The sequence below is a fragment of the Pantoea sp. X-Soil-TKNS-1280 genome (assembly GCF_059730475.1).
The window spans coordinates 3,393,913-3,411,672 of sequence record NZ_AP035962.1 but is presented as its reverse complement, the minus strand read 5'-3'; the positions used below and the strand labels follow the sequence as shown (position 1 = coordinate 3,411,672).

11 protein-coding genes are annotated in these 17,760 nt (G+C 57.0%); all 11 read left to right on the top strand.

What is annotated here, in order from left to right:
- The first annotated feature begins 1 nt into the window (after position 1).
- The 11 genes from ptsP (at position 2) to recD (ending at position 17,739) form a co-directional block, all read left to right on the top strand.
- A complete protein-coding gene (gene ptsP, locus AC6I8X_RS15845) occupies positions 2-2,248 on the top strand; it encodes a phosphoenolpyruvate--protein phosphotransferase (protein WP_084876512.1) in 2,247 nt (748 codons plus the stop codon).
- Between the two features lie 111 nt (positions 2,249-2,359).
- Positions 2,360-3,241, top strand: coding sequence for a prolipoprotein diacylglyceryl transferase (gene lgt / locus AC6I8X_RS15840; protein ID WP_084876511.1), 882 nt, complete (start codon positions 2,360-2,362; stop codon positions 3,239-3,241).
- Positions 3,238-4,032, top strand: coding sequence for a thymidylate synthase (gene thyA, locus AC6I8X_RS15835; protein WP_313689162.1), 795 nt, complete (start codon positions 3,238-3,240; stop codon positions 4,030-4,032). The genes lgt and thyA overlap by 4 nt, the downstream gene beginning before the upstream one ends.
- 181 nt (positions 4,033-4,213) lie before the next feature.
- A complete protein-coding gene (locus AC6I8X_RS15830; protein ID WP_313689160.1) occupies positions 4,214-4,684 on the top strand; it encodes a prepilin-type N-terminal cleavage/methylation domain-containing protein in 471 nt (156 codons plus the stop codon).
- The gene (locus AC6I8X_RS15825; RefSeq protein WP_299460207.1) at positions 4,675-5,214 is read left to right on the top strand and encodes a prepilin peptidase-dependent protein; all 540 of its coding nucleotides are present in this window, start codon (positions 4,675-4,677) and stop codon (positions 5,212-5,214) included. Before AC6I8X_RS15830 ends, AC6I8X_RS15825 begins: the two co-directional genes overlap by 10 nt.
- Positions 5,211-5,720 (top strand): DUF2509 family protein, encoded by a 510-nt coding sequence (locus tag AC6I8X_RS15820; RefSeq protein ID WP_497840085.1) that lies wholly within the window; start codon positions 5,211-5,213, stop codon positions 5,718-5,720. The genes AC6I8X_RS15825 and AC6I8X_RS15820 overlap by 4 nt, the downstream gene beginning before the upstream one ends.
- Complete coding sequence (locus AC6I8X_RS15815) at positions 5,647-5,910, top strand: prepilin-type N-terminal cleavage/methylation domain-containing protein (RefSeq protein WP_313689155.1); 264 nt, start codon at positions 5,647-5,649, stop codon at positions 5,908-5,910. Before AC6I8X_RS15820 ends, AC6I8X_RS15815 begins: the two co-directional genes overlap by 74 nt.
- 82 nt (positions 5,911-5,992) lie before the next feature.
- Positions 5,993-9,373, top strand: coding sequence for an exodeoxyribonuclease V subunit gamma (gene recC, locus AC6I8X_RS15810; RefSeq protein WP_497840084.1), 3,381 nt, complete (start codon positions 5,993-5,995; stop codon positions 9,371-9,373).
- Between the two features lie 106 nt (positions 9,374-9,479).
- Positions 9,480-12,377, top strand: a complete 2,898-nt coding sequence (gene ptrA, locus AC6I8X_RS15805; protein WP_497840083.1) for a pitrilysin — start codon at positions 9,480-9,482, stop codon at positions 12,375-12,377.
- Positions 12,374-15,913 (top strand): exodeoxyribonuclease V subunit beta, encoded by a 3,540-nt coding sequence (gene recB / locus AC6I8X_RS15800; protein ID WP_497840082.1) that lies wholly within the window; start codon positions 12,374-12,376, stop codon positions 15,911-15,913. The genes ptrA and recB overlap by 4 nt, the downstream gene beginning before the upstream one ends.
- A complete protein-coding gene (gene recD, locus AC6I8X_RS15795; RefSeq protein WP_497840081.1) occupies positions 15,910-17,739 on the top strand; it encodes an exodeoxyribonuclease V subunit alpha in 1,830 nt (609 codons plus the stop codon). Before recB ends, recD begins: the two co-directional genes overlap by 4 nt.
- Positions 17,740-17,760 lie beyond the last annotated feature (21 nt).

Genomic DNA, 17,760 nt, shown 5'->3' with positions numbered 1-17,760 from the left:
TATGCTCACTCAGTTGCGCGAAATAGTAGAAAAAGTGGCGAGTGCGCCGCGTCTGAATGAAGCACTCGACCTTCTGGTAAACGAAATTTGCCTTGCGATGGAGACCGAGGTTTGCTCGGTCTACCTCGCTGATCACGATCGTCGCTGCTATTACCTGATGGCAACACGCGGGCTGAAAAAACCGCGTGGTCGCACGGTCACGCTGGCATTTGACGAGGGTATTGTGGGTCTGGTTGGCCGTCTGGCCGAGCCGATCAACCTCGCTGATGCGCAGAGCCACCCCAGCTTCAAATACATTCCTTCAGTGAAAGAGGAGCGTTATCGCTCCTTCCTCGGCGTACCCATTATCAGCCGCCGCCAGCTGCTGGGCGTGCTGGTAGTGCAGCAGCGCGAGCATCGTCAGTTCGACGAAAGCGAAGAATCTTTTCTGGTGACGCTGGCAACCCAGATGGCGGCATTGTTGTCGCAATCGCAGCTGGGTCAGCTCTTTGGTCAATTCCGTCAGTCACGGGTAAAAGCCATTGCTGCCTCGCCCGGTGTGGCGGTAGCGCCGGGTTGGGTTGATGAGACCCAGCCTCTGCTTGATCAGGTTTCCGCTGCTTCAACGCTGGATGTGCAGCGTGAACGCGACCGTCTGGCCGTCGCCATGAGCGAAGCCGCCAATGAATTCCGCCGCTTCAGTAAACGTTTCACCGCCAGCGTGCAAAAAGAGAGCGCAGCGATCTTCGATTTGTATTCGCACCTGCTGACTGACGCGCGCCTGAAAAAAGATCTGTTTGCCGAGATCGAACGCGGATCCGTCGCGGAATGGGCAGTCAAAACGGTGATCGAGAAGTTTGCCGCCCAGTTTGCCAGCTTGCAGGATCAATATCTGCGCGAGCGGGCCGGGGATCTGCGCGTGCTGGGCCAGCGTCTGCTGTTCCACCTCGATGATTCCCTGGTGGGTACCAATGCCTGGCCGGAGCGTTTTGTACTGGTTGCTGATGAGCTCACCGCAACCACGCTGGCCGAACTGCCTCACGAGCGGCTGGCAGGCGTGGTGGTGCGCGACGGCGCGGCCAACTCCCATGCGGCGATCCTGACGCGTGCTATGGGTATCCCAACGGTGATGGGCGCAGATATCCTGCCTGCCCAGCTCAACAAACGCCTGCTGATTGTCGATGGTTATCGCGGCGAGTTGCTGATCGATCCTGAGCCGGTGCTGGTGCAGGAATATCAGAGGCTGATCAGCGAAGAAAACGCGCTGAGCAAAATGGCTGAAGATGTAGTTGAGCAGCCGGGCGAGCTGAAAAGCGGCGAACGCGTGCAGGTGATGCTCAATGCCGGTCTCAGCCCGGAGCATGAGCGCGCGCTCGACAGCTGGGTTGATGGTATTGGCCTGTACCGCACCGAAATTCCCTTTATGCTGCAAAACGGCTTCCCGTCGGAAGAGGAGCAGGTGGCGCAGTATCAGGGCATGCTGCAACTGTTCCACAACAAGCCGGTGACGCTGCGCACGCTTGATGTCGGCGCGGATAAGCAACTGCCGTATATGCCGATCAGTGAGGAGAATCCCTGCCTCGGTTGGCGCGGTATCCGCTTAACCCTCGACCAGCCGGAAATCTTTCTGGTGCAGGTGCGCGCTATGCTGCGCGCCAATGCGGCCTCGGGCAATCTCAGCATTTTGCTGCCGATGATCAGCCATATTGATGAGATCGAGGACGCGCGTCGTCTGATTGATCGTGCCGGGCGGGAAGTGGAAGAGATGCTTGGTTACATCATTCCGAAACCGCGCATTGGCGTGATGATCGAAGTACCGTCGATGCTGTTTCTGATCCCGCATCTGGCGGATCGTGTCGATTTTGTCTCGGTTGGCACCAACGATCTGACCCAGTATCTGCTGGCGGTGGATCGCAACAATACCCGTGTGGCGAATCTTTACGATCCGCTGCATCCGGCGATGTTGCGCGCGTTGCAAACCATTGCGCAGGAAGCCCACAAGGCCAAGCTGGAACTGGGACTGTGTGGTGAAATGGCTGGCGATCCGATGTGTGTCGCGCTGTTGGTGGGGCTGGGTTATCACCACCTCAGCATGAACGGTAAAAATATCCCGCGCGTGAAATATCTGCTGCGTCATCTCGACAAAGAAGAAACGCAGAAGCTGAGCGAGCAGGTCGTGGCGGCCCACACCGCTTCGGAAGTCCGCCATCAGGTATCCGCTTTTATGGAGCGACGCGGCCTGGGTGGATTGATTCGCGGTGGTCGCTAAGGTTTACATTTCTGCGGCATTTATGAAAACACCGCTGTGCTATTATGCGCAGCCTTTATTGCATTGCCCCTGGCCACACCGTTTTCAGGGCAGAAAATTCCATGGTGAAAGATGACTAACGGCTATATCGCTTTTCCCCAATTTGACCCGGTGATTTTCTCCGTCGGGCCGATTTCGCTCCACTGGTACGGTTTGATGTATCTGGTGGGCTTTATATTCGCTATGTGGCTGGCAGTGCGTCGTGCCAACAAGCCAGGCAGCGGCTGGAAAAAAGAGGAAGTGGAAAACCTGTTGTATGCGGGTTTCCTCGGCGTATTCCTCGGTGGCCGCATCGGCTATGTGTTGTTCTACAACCTGCCGTTGTTCCTTGAAAATCCGCTGTATCTGTTCAAAGTCTGGGATGGCGGGATGTCGTTCCACGGCGGTCTGATGGGCGTGATCGTGGTGATGCTGATCTTTGCCCGTCGTACCAAACGTACTTTCTTCCAGGTCTCTGATTTTATTGCACCGCTGATCCCATTTGGCCTCGGTGCGGGTCGTCTCGGTAACTTTATCAATGGTGAACTGTGGGGCCGTGTGGCACCTGATTTTAAATTCGCCATGCTGTTCCCGGGTTCGCGCAGCGAAGACGTGGCGCTGGCAGCCACTAACCCGCAGTATCAATCCCTGCTGAATACCTACGGCGTACTGCCGCGTCATCCGTCGCAGCTGTATGAACTGATGCTGGAAGGGGTGGTGCTGTTCATCATCCTCAATCTGTTTATCCGCAAGCCACGCCCGATGGGCAGCGTGTCGGGACTGTTCCTGATTGGCTACGGCGCATTCCGTATTATTGTTGAATTCTTCCGTCAGCCGGACGCGCAGCTGGGTCTGTTCGACGGCGGTATCAGTATGGGGCAGATTCTCTCGACTCCAATGATTCTGGCTGGCGTGATTATGATGATTTGGGCGTATCGTCGTCACCCACAGCAACAGCCGCGAGAGGTAAAATGAAACAGTATCTGGATCTGATGCAACATGTGCTGAATGAAGGCGCAGAAAAGGCCGACCGTACCGGCACCGGCACGCTCTCCATTTTTGGCCACCAGATGCGTTTCAATTTGCAGGATGGTTTTCCGCTGGTGACCACCAAGAAATGCCACCTGCGCTCCATCATTCATGAATTGTTGTGGTTCCTGAAAGGTGAAACCAACATTGGTTACCTGAAAGACAACAACGTCACCATCTGGGATGAATGGGCGGATGAAAACGGTGATCTTGGCCCGGTCTACGGCAAACAATGGCGTAGCTGGGGCAGCGCCAGCGGTGAAGAGATTGACCAGATTTCCCGCGTGATTGAGCAACTGAAACGCGACCCGGATTCGCGCCGCATCATCGTTTCGGCGTGGAATGTGGGTGAACTGGATAAGATGGCGCTGGCTCCGTGCCACGCGTTCTTCCAGTTCTACGTGGCGAATGGCAAGCTTTCATGCCAGCTGTATCAGCGCTCATGCGACATCTTCCTGGGTCTGCCATTCAACATCGCCAGCTATGCGTTGCTGGTGCATATGGTGGCGCAGCAGTGTGACCTTGAGGTGGGCGATTTTGTCTGGACCGGTGGCGATACCCATCTGTACAGCAACCACCTGGAACAGGCGCGTCTGCAACTGACCCGCGAACCGCGTCCGCTGCCGAAGCTGGTTATCAAGCGTAAGCCAGCCTCGATCTTTGATTATCAGTTCGAAGATTTCGAGATCGAAGGTTACGATCCGCATCCGGCGATCAAAGCGCCAGTCGCGATTTAAACCTGAGAATATTTGCCAAAAGCCCTGCCTGAGTGCAGGGCTTTTTTGTTTCATCCCGCTGGAACGCGCCTCGCAAAATCCTGTATTTCTCTGCCATCTCCCTCTCTTTTCCTGCGCCCGCTTTTCCAGAATGCTGTTTTCCTGCTTGAGCCGTTAAGGCCTTCAGCGCAGCCTGATGGCCATGAACAGAAACGATGAAAACGGCTTTACCCTGCCGGAGTTATTACTGGTGATGGTGATCGCTGGCGTGCTCAGCCTCGGTACTTTACAGGGCTGGCAACGCTGGCAGCAGCATCAGCAGTTACGGGAAAGCGTACTACAACTCCAGGGCTTTTTACTGCGGCTGCGTGCCTATGCCAGCTGGCATAACACGGATGCCAGCCTGTGGCTGCAATCCGGTGATCCTGGTTGTATCGGCAGCGGAACGCACCCGGTGGACGGATGCCTGTCAGCATCACGCTGGATCTTTACACCACCACATGCGGGCGTGCGCCTCGTCAGTATCACGGGCGAACCCGGCTTTTACGGCCGCCGTGATGTCGCCAGGGCAGGCAGCATTGATATTGAAAGCAGCGCCGGGCGCTGGCGGGTGATTATCTCAGCCCGCGCGCGCATTCGTGCCTGTCCGGCGGGAGAGAAGGGATGCGAATAAGGCAGGCGGGGTTCAGCCTGCTGGAAATGCTGATTGCGATGGCGGTTGGGGCGGTACTGATGCTCAGCGTGGGGCGGTTTTTGCCGCTGCTGCTGGCGGAAAATCTGGGTTTACAGCAGCGAGTCCAGTTGCAGCAGGAGCTACAGCAAATCACGCAAACGCTGCAAAAGGCACTGCGCCGCGCGGGTTACTGCAACGGCGAGTGTAGCGGTCCGGCGCTCACGTTAAGTGAAAACGGCAGCTGTATCCTGCTGCGCTGGGATGAAAACAGTAATGGTCGCTGGGAAGGTGTCGGCCATAGCGATAGCGATTTCTATGGCTATCGCTTACGCAGCGGCCAGGTCGAGATGCAGCGTGGTGTCGATGAATGCAATAGCGCAGGCTGGGAACGTTTAACCGATCCTGAATTTCTGACCGTTACCCACTTCAGAGTCGAGCGCCAGGCAGAGCGTCTGATCGTACAACTGACGGGCAAAGCGGGTAAGCAATCGGTGGCACTGGAGAGCTGGGTGATGGGAGAAAACCTGTGAAACAGGCGGGTAATAGCACTCTGGGTATGGTGCTGATGGTGCTATTGATGGGCGGGCTAACCTTACATGCCACCCGTACCCGACTGGCGCAGGATATGGTTCTGGTCGCTGATGAACAGCAGCATCACCAGGATTTCTGGCGGGCTGCCGGGGCGTTGCAATGGGGCAAAGTACAGCATTGGCCGCAGACGCCGGGCTGGCAATGCCAGTGGTGGGAGACGGAGCAGTGGCGCAGCTGTCTGCTACGCATGGAGGATGACCGTGGGTTATTACAGGGAAGTGGTACCGGGCGCGAGCTGGCGCTCTGGCACTGGGTCTCGTTACAGGGAAATCAAATCAGGTTCCGGGCACATGGCTGGATTGATTACTGCCCGCTGGCGGACGCCGCGTTGTGTCAGGCAGCAGCAAGGATTCAGCCTGGCGGAAACGCTGGTGGCGATGCTGCTGCTGGCGATGAGCATCAGCGCGCTGCTGCATTATCATCGGGCGCTGGCGCTGGGTTTTAGCCAGCAATGGCAGCAGCGTCAGGCATGGCAGGTTGCAGGCCAGGCGTTGCTTGGTCGCGAAGTTGCAGGCTGGCGAATTCAGCGCCAGCAGCAACCTCAGCCAGGCAGCTGCATACTGGAACGGGTGACCGTTAGCAGCCCGCAACAGCGCGAGGCTTCACTGGCGCGGCTGAATTGTCCTTCTCCCTGATTGCGTCCTTGCGGTAGGCATCCCAGGCGATACAGGGTAGAGTGACCAGGCTGCGCAGTTTTACTTTTCTATGGGAGACTTCATGTTCCGGGTTTACCACTCCAATCAGCTTGACCTGCTTAAAAATCTGGCTGGAATTCTGATTGAAAACCAACCGCTTACCGATCCACTTGCTGCTGAGCAGGTGCTGGTGCAAAGCCCCGGTATGGCGCAATGGTTACAGATGGAACTGGCGCACAGCTTTGGCATTGCGGCGAACATTGATTTCCCGCTGCCCGCGACCTTTATCTGGAACATGTTTGTGCAGGTGCTGCCGGATATTCCCAGGGAAAGTGCCTTTACCAAAGCCAGCATGAGCTGGAAATTGATGCATCGTCTGCCCGCGTTGCTGGAGCAGGACGCCTTTCAGTCGCTGCGTCACTACCTGCATGACGATGCGGATAAGCGCAAGCTGTATCAACTCAGCGCCCGTGTCGCCGACTTGTTTGACCAGTATCTGGTGTATCGCGCTGACTGGCTTAACAGCTGGGAACGTGGTGAGTTGATCGAAGGCTTAGGGGAGTCGCAGCAGTGGCAGGCGGCGTTATGGTGTGATCTGGTCAGTTTTACTGCCAGCCTCGGTCAGCCGCTGTGGCATCGTGCCAATTTATATGCTCGCTTTATCCAGACGCTGGAGCAGGCCAGCAGCCCACCGCCAGGTCTGCCACAACGGGTGTTTATCTGCGGCATCTCTGCGCTCCCGCCCGTGTATTTACAGGCCCTGGAAGCGCTGGGTCGCCATATCGATATTCATCTGTTGTTCACCAATCCCTGCCGTGATTACTGGGGGGACATTCAGGATTATGCGTTTTTGGCTAAACTCCAGAGCCGCAAGCGTCGCCGTATTCATTCCGATGAACAGCAACCCCTGTTTCGTGATCCTGCGGCAGCGTCCGCGCTGTTTAATGAATCTGGTGAGCAACAGTTAACCAATCCGCTGCTGGCTTCGTGGGGCAAGCTGGGGCGCGATAACCTGTTTCTGCTCAGCCAGATGGAATCTGCCGCTAACGATATCGATGCCTTTGTCGATATCCCTCCCGATAATCTGCTACACGCGTTGCAGGCTGATTTACTCAACCTGGAAGATAATGCGGTGATTGGTGTGAGTGCCGGAGAGCTGGCAGGCAGCCAGGGCAAGCGCCTGCTGGATCCACAGGATCGCTCGCTGACGATTCAGGTTTGCCACAGCGCACAGCGCGAAGTCGAAGTGCTACAGGATCATTTATTAGCCCTGATGGAGGCCGATCCGCAACTGAAACCGCGCGATATTATCGTGATGGTGGCAGATATCGACAGTTACGCGCCCTTTATCCAGGCGGCGTTCGCCAGCGCCCCCTCATCCCGCTATCTGCCGTTTGCCATCTCTGACCGCAGGGCCAGTCAGGCTCATCCGGCAATTCTGGCGTTGTTGAGCTTGTTGTCGTTACCGGAAAGCCGTTTTGCTTCGGAAGAGGTGCTGGCGTTGCTGGAAGTACCGGCGCTGGCGCAGCGCTTCTCAGTAGATGAAAGCGGCTTACGCCTGCTGCGTCGCTGGGTGATGGAGTCCGGGATTCGCTGGGGGCTGGATGATGCCAGCGTCGAGGCACTGGCACTGCCTGTCACCGGCCAGCACACCTGGCGTTTTGGTTTGCAACGCATGCTTCTGGGTTACGCACTGGAAAGCCAGAACGGTGACTGGCAGGGGATTCTGCCTTATGACGAATCCACCGGATTGATTGCCGAACTGGCGGGCCATCTGGCGGAGTTGCTTTCACGGCTGGAGGCCTGGCGCGCACGGCTGGCACAGGAACGACCCCTTAACGACTGGCTGCCGTTATGCCGTGAATTAATGGATAGCTTCTTTAGCGGCGATAGCGAAAGTGAAGCGGCGTTGATGCTGGTGGAAAACCAGTGGAAGCAGATTATTGAGCAAGGCATGCAGGCGGCGTATGCCCAGCCGATTCCGGTCACGTTACTGCGCGATGAACTGCGTTCACGTCTCGATCAGCAACGTATCAGCCAGCGTTTTCTTGCCGGTCCGGTTAATTTCTGTACGCTGATGCCCATGCGTTCAATACCCTTCAAAGTGGTATGCCTGTTGGGCATGAACGACGGTGTCTATCCGCGCACGCTGGCACCACTGGGCTTTGACCTGATGCAGCAACAAATGCGCAAAGGAGATCGCAGCCGACGAGACGATGACCGTTATCTGTTCCTCGAAGCGCTGATTTCGGCCCAGGAACAGTTGTATATCAGCTATATCGGGCGTGCCATTCAGGACAATACCGAGCGTTATCCATCGGTGCTGGTGACGGAACTGATTGATTATCTTGGCCAGAGTTTCTGCCTGCCGGGGGATGAAGGGGCCGAACCGGATATCAGCGAGCAGCGGGTACGTGAACATTTACAAACGCTGCATAGCCGGATGCCGTTTGCCGCAGAAAATTTCCAGCCGGGCAGCTATGGGCAAAGTTTTGCCGCAGAGTGGTTGCCTGCCGCTGCCGGGCAGGGAGAGGCACAACCGGACTTCGTCCAGCCGCTGGCTGCGATGCCGGTGACCACAGTGTCGCTGGAACAGTTGCTCCGTTTCTGGCGTCATCCGGTACGCGCCTGGTTTCAACAGCGTCTGGGCGTGGCTTTCTGGATGGAAGAGAGTGAATTGCCTGACAGCGAACCATTCTCTCCCGACAGCCTTGAACGCTATCAGATCAACGCGCAGTTACTGAATACCCTGGTGGCAGGTGAGGATCCGACGCAGCTGTATGCCCGCCATCGTGTAGCAGGAAATCTTCCTTATGGCGCATTTGGGGAACTTTTCTGGCAAAGCCAGACCGAAGAGATGCAGGAAGTTGCGGCTGAAGTCAGTGGACAGCGCCAGGCAGCGGAAAGCTGGGAGGTGGATCTGCCGTTGGGTGATGTGCAGTTGACCGGCTGGCTAACTCAGGTGCAAGCTGATGGACTGCTGCGCTGGCGTCCCGGTGTGCTCAATATGAATGATGGCTTACTGCTGTGGCTGGAGCATCTGGTTTATTGTGCCCTGGGTGGCAGCGGTGAAAGCCGTATGTATGGTCGTAAACAAAGTCGCTGGCGTTTTAGCGCGATTAGCAGAGAGCAGGCGCTGAGCCTGTTGCAGGAGTATATGGCCGGGTATCAGACCGGATTGGCACAGCCGCTTATGCTGCTGAACAAATCGGGTGGAGCCTGGCTGGAAGCGAGTTTTGATGCGAAAACCCGTCAGCTATTGGATGACGAGATTACGCAGAAAAAAGCACGCAGCCGGCTGATACAGGCCTGGCAGGGTGGTTTTCAGCTGGAAGGTGAGGGCAGTGATCCTTACCTGCAGCGCCTGAGTCGTGTGCTTGATGACACGGCACTTCAGGCAATCACTGATGCTGCCCGGCGCTGGTATTTGCCGGTGCGTCTCGCGCATCACGATGATGAATAGCAATTGGGTGACGATGCTACAGGATGTCGTCCTCACCATAATAAAAAGTCATTTTTTTGACCGCCGGGTGCACAGCCAGCGGTAAAGGGTAACGTAAGGGGTTTAAATGCGGATTTACGCACGCTGGATAGCGGCGCTGCTGCTGAGCGTCACGGCTTTGACTGCCGTGGCTGACGAGCAGCGCGGCTGGCAGCCAGTCAATGAAACCATTCGTAAAAGCGATCACGATCCACGCGCCTATAAGGCGATAACGCTGACAAACGGTATGACCGTCCTGCTGGTCTCCGATCCCGCCGCGCCTAAGTCACTGGCAGCACTGACATTGCCGATTGGATCGCTGGACGATCCTAATCAGCAGTTGGGCCTGGCGCACTATCTCGAACATATGGTGCTGATGGGATCGAAACTTTATCCTCAGCCGGATAATCTCGCAGAATTCCTGAAAAAACACGGTGGCAGCCATAACGCCAGTACTGCGTCCTATCGCACGGCGTTCTATCTCGAAGTGGAGAACGATGCGCTGCAACCGGCGGTGGATCGTCTGGCGGATGCCATTGCCGAGCCGTTACTCGATCCGGTCAATGCCGATCGTGAGCGCCACGCGGTGAATGCCGAGCTGACGATGGCACGCTCGCGCGATGGCCTGCGTATGGCTCAGGTGGGCGCAGAAACCCTCAACCCGGCGCATCCCGGTGCGCGTTTTTCCGGCGGAAATCTTGATACGCTGAAGGACAAACCTGGCAGCCAGCTGCATCAGGCGTTGCTTGATTTCTACCATAGCCACTATTCGGCCAACCTGATGAAAGCGGTGATTTACAGCAACAAACCGCTGCCGGAGATGGCGGATATCGCCGCAAAAACCTTTGGTCGCGTAGCGAATCACCAGGCCAGCGTGCCGGATATCAGTGTACCGGTGGTGACCGATGCGCAGAAAGGTATCATCATTCACTACGTGCCCGCCCAGCCGCGCAAGCAGCTGAAAGTGGAGTTCCGGATTGCTAATAACAGCGACCGTTTCCGCAGTAAGACCGACACGCTGATAAGCTACGTGCTGGGGAATCGCAGTAAAAACACCCTGAATGACTGGCTGCAACGGCAAGGGCTGGCGGATGGTGTCAATGCCGGTGCTGACCCGATGACCGAACGCACCAGCGGCGTGTTTGCCATTACCGTCTCGCTGACCGACAAAGGTCTGGCACAGCGTGATGAGGTGGTGGCAGCAATATTTAGCTATCTCGATATGCTGCGTAGCAAAGGCATCGATAAAGGCTATTTTGATGAAGTTGCCCATGTGCTGGCGCTGGATTTCCGTTATCCCTCCATCACCCGCGACATGGATTACATCGAATGGCTGGTTGATACCATGCTGCGGGTGCCGATTGAGCATGCGCTGGATGCCCCGTATCTGGCCGATGACTATGATCCAGCCGCCATCAAGGCGCGTCTGGCGGAGATGACGCCGCAGAATGCCCGTATCTGGTATATCAGCCCGCAGGAGCCGCATAACAAAGAAGCCTACTTTGTTAATGCGCCTTACCAGGTCGATAAAATCAGCGATGCGCAGTTCAGTGACTGGCAGCAGCGCGCCAGTGCGATTCAGCTGTCATTACCCACCCTGAACCCTTATATCCCGTCGGACTTCTCCATCATGCCGTCCGATGGCAAAACCTACACCCATCCCGTTGCGCTGACCACTGGCGACAGCATGCGTATTTTCTGGATGCCAAGTCAGTACTACGCCAGTGAACCCAAAGCGGCGATCACCCTGGCGCTGCGAAATAAAGCGGCTATCAGTGATGCACAGCATCAGGTGTTATTTGGCCTGAATGATTATCTCTCCAGCCTGGCGCTGGATCAGCTGAACTCGCAGGCATCAGTCGGGGGGATCAGTTTCTCTACTGCTGAAAACGATGGTCTGGAGTTTAACGCCAGCGGTTTCACCCAGCGTCTGCCAGAGCTGCTGAAAAAGCTGGTGGAAGGTTACGCCACCTTCACGCCAACCCAGCAGCAACTGGAACAGGCGAAGTCCTGGTATCTTGATCAGCTGGAATCGGCGGATAAAGGCAAAGCGTTTGAACTGGCGATTCAGCCGATGCAGATGCTGTCGCAGCTTCCTTATACCCAGCGTGAGGAGCGTCGTAAGCTGGTAAAAGATATCACCCTGCAGCAGGTAACCGACTATCGGGATGCGCTGATTCACCACGCCACGCCAGAAATGATCGTGGTCGGGAATCTCTCTGCTGATCGGGTCAAACAGCTGGGCGAAGATCTGAAGCAGCAGTTGCAGAGTGACGGTCATTCCTACTGGCACAGCAACTATGTGGCGATTGATAAACCGGTCAAAGCCAACCTGCAAAAAGCGGGCAGCAGCACCGATTCGGCACTGGCTGCACTCTATGTGCCGCTTGGTTACAGCGAATACCAGAGCATGGCGAGCAGCTCCATGCTCAGCCAGATTGGGCAGCCGTGGTTCTATAACCAGCTGCGTACGGTGGAGCAGCTGGGTTATGCGGTGTTTGCCTTCCAGATGCCGGTGGGACGTCAGTGGGGCATCGGTTTCCTGCTGCAAAGTAACAGCAAGCAACCAGCTTACCTGTTGCAGCGCTTCCAGGCCTTCTATCCGCAGGCCGAACAACGCCTGCGTGATATGAAACCGGAAGAGTTTGCCCAGTATCAACAGGCAATGATCAACGATCTGCAACAGCGTCCGCAAACGCTGGATGAAGAAGCCAATCGCTACAACCGTGATTTCAATCGACAGAATTTTGCCTTTGATACCCGTGAAAACGTGATTGAACAGATCAAACAGCTGACTCCTTCCGGCCTGGCTGATTTCTTCCATCAGGGAGTGTTGGCACAACAGGGCATGGCGATGATTTCACAGATTGGCGGCAGCCATGATGGCACGGTGAAAGACGATTATGCCCAGTTGCCTGACTGGACCACCTGGCAGGAAGTTTCGCAGTTGCAGCAGTCGCTGCCGGTGAAGAGTGACAACAAATGAGTTTACTGCCTGAATCGCTCAATCCGCTGACGCTGCCATTGCGTGGCGAGCGGCTGATTGAAGCCTCAGCAGGGACCGGAAAAACCTTTACCATCGGCCTGCTTTATCTGCGCTTGCTGCTTGGGTTAGGGGGAGAGCGGGCTTATACCCGTCCGCTCTCGGTTGAAGAGATTCTGGTGGTGACCTTCACCGAAGCGGCTACTGCCGAGCTGCGCGGTCGTATCCGGGCGAATATCCACGAATTGCGGCTGGCCTGCATTCGCGGGCACAGTAACAACCCGATGCTGGCGCAATTGCTACAGGAAATGCCACAACCGGCCGAGGCGGCTTCTCTGCTGCTGGCGGCAGAGCGGCAGATGGACGAAGCGGCGATTTTCACCATTCACGGCTTTTGCCAGCGCATGCTCAACCTTAATGCGTTTGAATCCGGCATGTTGTTTGAACAGCAGCTGATCGAGGATGAACAGCTGTTGCTGAAACAGGCAACGGCAGATTTCTGGCGACGCCACTGCTATCCGCTGACGCTGGATGTGGCGCGAGCCATCGTGGCGGAATGGAGCGGCCCGGAGCAGCTGCTGACAACCTTACGCCCCTGGCTACAGGGCGAGACCCCAACATTGCAGTCTCCCCCGGCACCTGACGAAACGCTGGCGGCACGCCATGCGCAAAACCTGGCGCGTATTTCTGACATCAAAGCGTGCTGGGCGGCAGTGGGTGAAGAAGTCATTAACCTGATTGGCGAGTCCGGGGTCGATAAGCGCAGCTACAGCAGCAAAAATCTACCGCTTTGGATCAGCAAAGTTTCGCTGTGGGCGCAAAGCGAAACCCATGATTATCAGGTGCCAGCGGAACTGGCGCGTTTTGGTCAGCAGGTGTTGCTTGAGAAGACCAAAAAAGGTGACGCTCCCCAGCATGCATTATTTGTCGCGATTGACCAGTTTCTGGCGCAGCCGATTTCTCTGCGCGATCTGGTGATTGCCAGGGCGCTGACTGAAGTGCGCAGCGCGGTGCGGAAAGAAAAACGTCTGCACGCGCTGCTGGGTTTTGATGACCTGCTGAGCCGACTGGATGAAGCCCTGCAACAGCCCGCAGGCCCGCAGCTGGCACAGGCAATTCGTCAACGCTTTCCGGTGGCGCTGATTGACGAGTTTCAGGACACCGATCCACTGCAATATCGCATTTTCAGCACGCTTTACGTTAACCAGCCAGAGCATGCATTGTTGCTGATTGGCGATCCCAAACAGGCGATTTACGCGTTCCGTGGCGCGGATATTTTTACCTATATACGTGCCCGTAATGATGTGAGTGCCCACTATACCCTCGATACCAACTGGCGCTCATCACCGCCAATGGTCGAAAGCGTAAACCGGCTTTTTAGCCGCCTCGATGCGCCCTTTTTATTTGCCGATATTCCGTTTTTGCCAGTGCACTTTGCTGAGCCAAATCAGGCATTGACGCTGAATCTCGATCAGCAACCTCAGGCCGCATTACGCTTCTGGCTACAACCCGGTGAGGGGTGCAGCGTGGGCGATTACCAGCAACTGATGGCGCAGCAGTGTGCGGCGGATATCAGCCGCTGGTTGCAGGCGGGTCATGAACAGCGTGCGTTGCTGGGGAAAGCCCCGGCATTGCGCCCGGTACAGGCTTCGGACATCACCGTGCTGGTGCGCAGCCGCAACGAGGCGAACCTGATTCGTGAAGCGCTGAACCAACTGGCGATTCCATCGGTGTACCTGTCGAATCGCGACAGCGTCTATACCACCCCGGAAGCGCGCGAGTTGCTGTGGTTGTTGCAGGCGGTGCTGGCACCGGAGCAGGAGCGGATGCTGCGTACTGCACTGGCAACGTCACTGTTTGCTTTTGATGCGGCGCAACTGGATGCGCTCGATCAGGATGCGCGCGGCTGGGATCAACTGGTTGACACTTTTGCCCGCTGGCAACTGGTGTGGCAGCAACGTGGTGTGCTGCCGATGCTGCGCGAGATGATGCAGGAGCGGCAGCTGGCGGAAAATCTGCTGGCTTCGGAAAACGGTGAGCGCCGTCTGACCGATTTGTTGCATCTGGGCGAGTTGTTGCAGGAGGCGGCATCCCAGCTCGATAGCCCGCATGCGCTGGTACGCCATCTGGCGCAGCAGATTGCCCGTCCTGATAGCCAGGCGGCCAGTCAGCAGCTGCGTCTGGAAAGCGATCGTCATCTGGTGCAGATTGTCACTATCCATAAATCGAAAGGCTTACAGTATCCGCTGGTATGGCTGCCCTTTGCCGCCGGTTTCCGTGAGGCCGATACCGCGTTGTATCATGACCGGGAAAGCTTTGGTGCGGTGCTGGATTTACAAAACGATGAGGCCAGCCTGGCGTTAGCCGAGCAGGAGCGTCTGGCGGAAGATTTGCGTCTGTTGTATGTGGCGCTGACGCGTTCGGTTTATCACTGTAGCGTTGGCGTGGCACCGCTGTTTCGCGGCACTCGTAAGAAAGAGGGCGCTAGCGATCTGCATAAAAGTGCGCTTGGTTTTCTGCTGCAACGCGGTGAGGCCGCGACGGCGGAGCAACTGGCTACACTGTTGGCAGAAATGAATGATGCAGCAACTGAGGTGGTGCCTGCCGGTGATGCTGATGCAACGCGCTGGCAATCTCAGGCCGTCAGTGAGACGACATTAAATGCGCGTGAAGTGACACGTGTGCTGGCCGATCCCTGGCGCGTGACCAGCTATTCCGGGTTACAACAGCACGGTAGCAGCCGTTTGCTGGAAGTGATGCCGGGGTTTGATGTGGACGCGGCAGCAGACGAACCGGGCGAGCCACGACCTTCCGCTCTAACGCCACACCATTTCCCACGCGGCGCGGCGCCTGGTACTTTCCTGCATGAACTGTTTGAGTCGCTGGATTTTACCCAGCCACCCAGCGAAGAACTGCTGTTGCAGCATCTGCAACAGCAGGGTTATCCGCCGCACTGGCAGCCGATGCTCAGTGACTGGATTGCCAGGGTTGTGAGTACACCGCTTAATGCTGAGGGAATTCATCTGGCGGGTATTCAGCCACAACATCGCCTGGTCGAGATGGCGTTTTATCTGCCGATTAATGGCCTGCTGCGCGCTGAAGAAATGGATGCGCTGGTGCGCAGCCATGATGGGCTATCGCAGCATGCCCCGGCCCTCGATTTTCGTCAGGTGCAGGGCATGCTGAAGGGCTTTATCGATTTGGTGTTCCGCTGGCAGGGTAAATATTATCTGCTGGATTACAAATCCAACTGGCTGGGTGATAGCCATACCGCCTATACGCCGCAGGCGATGGCTCAGGCGATGATCGACCACCGCTACGATTTACAGTACCAGTTGTATAGCCTGGCGCTGCACCGTTATCTGCGCCATCGGCTGACTGATTACGATTATGAGCAGCATTTTGGTGGAGTGTTCTATCTGTTTTTACGTGGTATGGATGGCAGCTCGCCTGACAATGGTGTGTTTCACACCCGGCCATCCGGCGAGTTTATTGCACAACTGGATAGCCTGTTTCGCGGGCAGGGAGTGACATCATGAGTAGCATGACCGCATTGCTGACTCAGGCGATGGAACTGCGTTTACTGCGTCCGCTTGATATCCAGTTTGCTTGTCTGGTGGCTGATGACAGCCAGCCTGCGCGTCTGCTGGCCGCGGCATGTCTCAGTGCCGAAGCGGGAGAAGGGCACGTTTGTCTGCCGCTGACGCAACTGACGCGTGAGGAATTATTTAATGGTCGCCATCCTGAGCTGGCGCAGGCCATCTGGCAGACTGCCGGTGAGCCGCAGGACTGGCTGGCGGTATTTCAGGGCTGGTCCGCGCTAAGCGATAGCGCGCAAGCCACCCCTGTCGTGCTGGCGCAGCAGCGGCTTTATCTGCATCGGCTGTGGCAAAACGAAGGCCAGGTGGCACGCTTTTTTCGTGCTGATGCCGCGCCGCAGCGATTCGCCCCCGCGGCGATACGCCAGGTGCTGGACCAGCTGTTTGGCGTACAGCCAGAGGACTGGCAAAAGATTGCCGCTGCGGTGGCGCTGACACAAAAAACTGCGGTGATTTCCGGCGGTCCCGGCACCGGCAAAACCACGACGGTTGCGAAACTGCTGGCTGCGCTGATTCGTCTGAGTGACGGTTCGCTACGTATTCAGCTGGCCGCGCCGACTGGGAAAGCGGCCGCGCGCCTGACGGAGTCATTGGGCAAAGCGCTACGACAGCTTCCGGTTAGCGATACGGAGCGGCAAGCTTTTCCGGCTGAAGCCACCACCCTGCATCGCCTGCTGGGTGCCCAGCCGGAGACGCAGCGCCTGCGCTATCACGCGGGTAATCCGTTGCATCTGGATGTGCTGGTGGTGGATGAAGCCTCAATGGTCGATCTCGGCATGATGGCGAATCTGATCGCTGCCTTGCCGCCGCAGGCGCGGGTGATCTTTCTCGGCGATCGCGATCAGCTGGCATCGGTCGAAGCGGGAGCGGTGCTGGGGGATATCTGTCGCTGTGCCGAAGCCGGTTATAGCCCGGAACGGGCAACTCAGCTCAGCCAGCTCACCGGCTGTGAAGTGCCGGGCAGGGAAGACGCGGAAGCGCCGCTGGTGCGGGACGCCATCTGTCTGCTGCGCAAAAGCTATCGCTTTGATGCTCAATCAGGCATTGGCAAGCTGGCGGCGGCGGTGAACCAGGGCGATGTGGCGGACGTTGAGCGCGTGTTTGGCGCAGGTTTTAGCGATATTACCCGTCAGCCGCTGAGCGACACGCAGGCCTATCAGGCAATGCTGGCGCAGGTAGCGGAGGGCTATCGGCCTTATCTGCAGCTGGTGGCTGGGCGGGCTGATCCCGCCGATATTATCCATGCTTTTGGCCGCTATCAGCTGCTCTGCGCATTACGTGAAGGGCCGTTTGGCGTGCAGGGACTTAACCAGCGCATTGAACAAAAACTGATTCAGTTGCAGTTGATCCGTCGTCCGACGGGCGGCAGCCGTTGGTATCAGGGACGACCGGTGATGGTGACGCGCAATGACAGCGCGCTGGGGTTGTTTAATGGCGACATTGGTATCACGTTACCCGACGAGGAAGGGGTACTGAAGGTGTTCTTCCCGTTACCGGATGGCACTATCAAAGCGGTGCAACCCAGCCGCTTGCCGGCACATGATACCGCCTGGGCGATGACGGTGCACAAATCACAGGGTTCGGAATTTGATCACACCGCGCTGGTGATGCCTGCGCAATTTTTACCGGTGTTGACGCGCGAGCTGATTTATACCGCCATTACCCGCGCCCGGGAGCAACTGACGTTATACAGCGATGATGGCGTGTTCCGGCGTGCAGTGCAGTTGCGCACCCAGCGCCGCAGTGGATTGCTGGAGAGGTTGTAGCGGCGCGATTTATTGCGCCGC

What these genes read in the sequence shown, in the direction of transcription:
- ptsP (WP_084876512.1), top strand. Translation starts at nt 2, where the DNA reads ATGCTCACTCAGTTGCGCGAAATAGTAGAAAAAGTGGCGAGTGCGCCG.
- lgt (WP_084876511.1), top strand. Translation starts at nt 2,360, where the DNA reads ATGACTAACGGCTATATCGCTTTTCCCCAATTTGACCCGGTGATTTTC.
- thyA (WP_313689162.1), top strand. Translation starts at nt 3,238, where the DNA reads ATGAAACAGTATCTGGATCTGATGCAACATGTGCTGAATGAAGGCGCA.
- AC6I8X_RS15830 (WP_313689160.1), top strand. Translation starts at nt 4,214, where the DNA reads ATGAACAGAAACGATGAAAACGGCTTTACCCTGCCGGAGTTATTACTG.
- AC6I8X_RS15825 (WP_299460207.1), top strand. Translation starts at nt 4,675, where the DNA reads ATGCGAATAAGGCAGGCGGGGTTCAGCCTGCTGGAAATGCTGATTGCG.
- recC (WP_497840084.1), top strand. Translation starts at nt 5,993, where the DNA reads ATGTTCCGGGTTTACCACTCCAATCAGCTTGACCTGCTTAAAAATCTG.
- ptrA (WP_497840083.1), top strand. Translation starts at nt 9,480, where the DNA reads ATGCGGATTTACGCACGCTGGATAGCGGCGCTGCTGCTGAGCGTCACG.
- recB (WP_497840082.1), top strand. Translation starts at nt 12,374, where the DNA reads ATGAGTTTACTGCCTGAATCGCTCAATCCGCTGACGCTGCCATTGCGT.
- recD (WP_497840081.1), top strand. Translation starts at nt 15,910, where the DNA reads ATGAGTAGCATGACCGCATTGCTGACTCAGGCGATGGAACTGCGTTTA.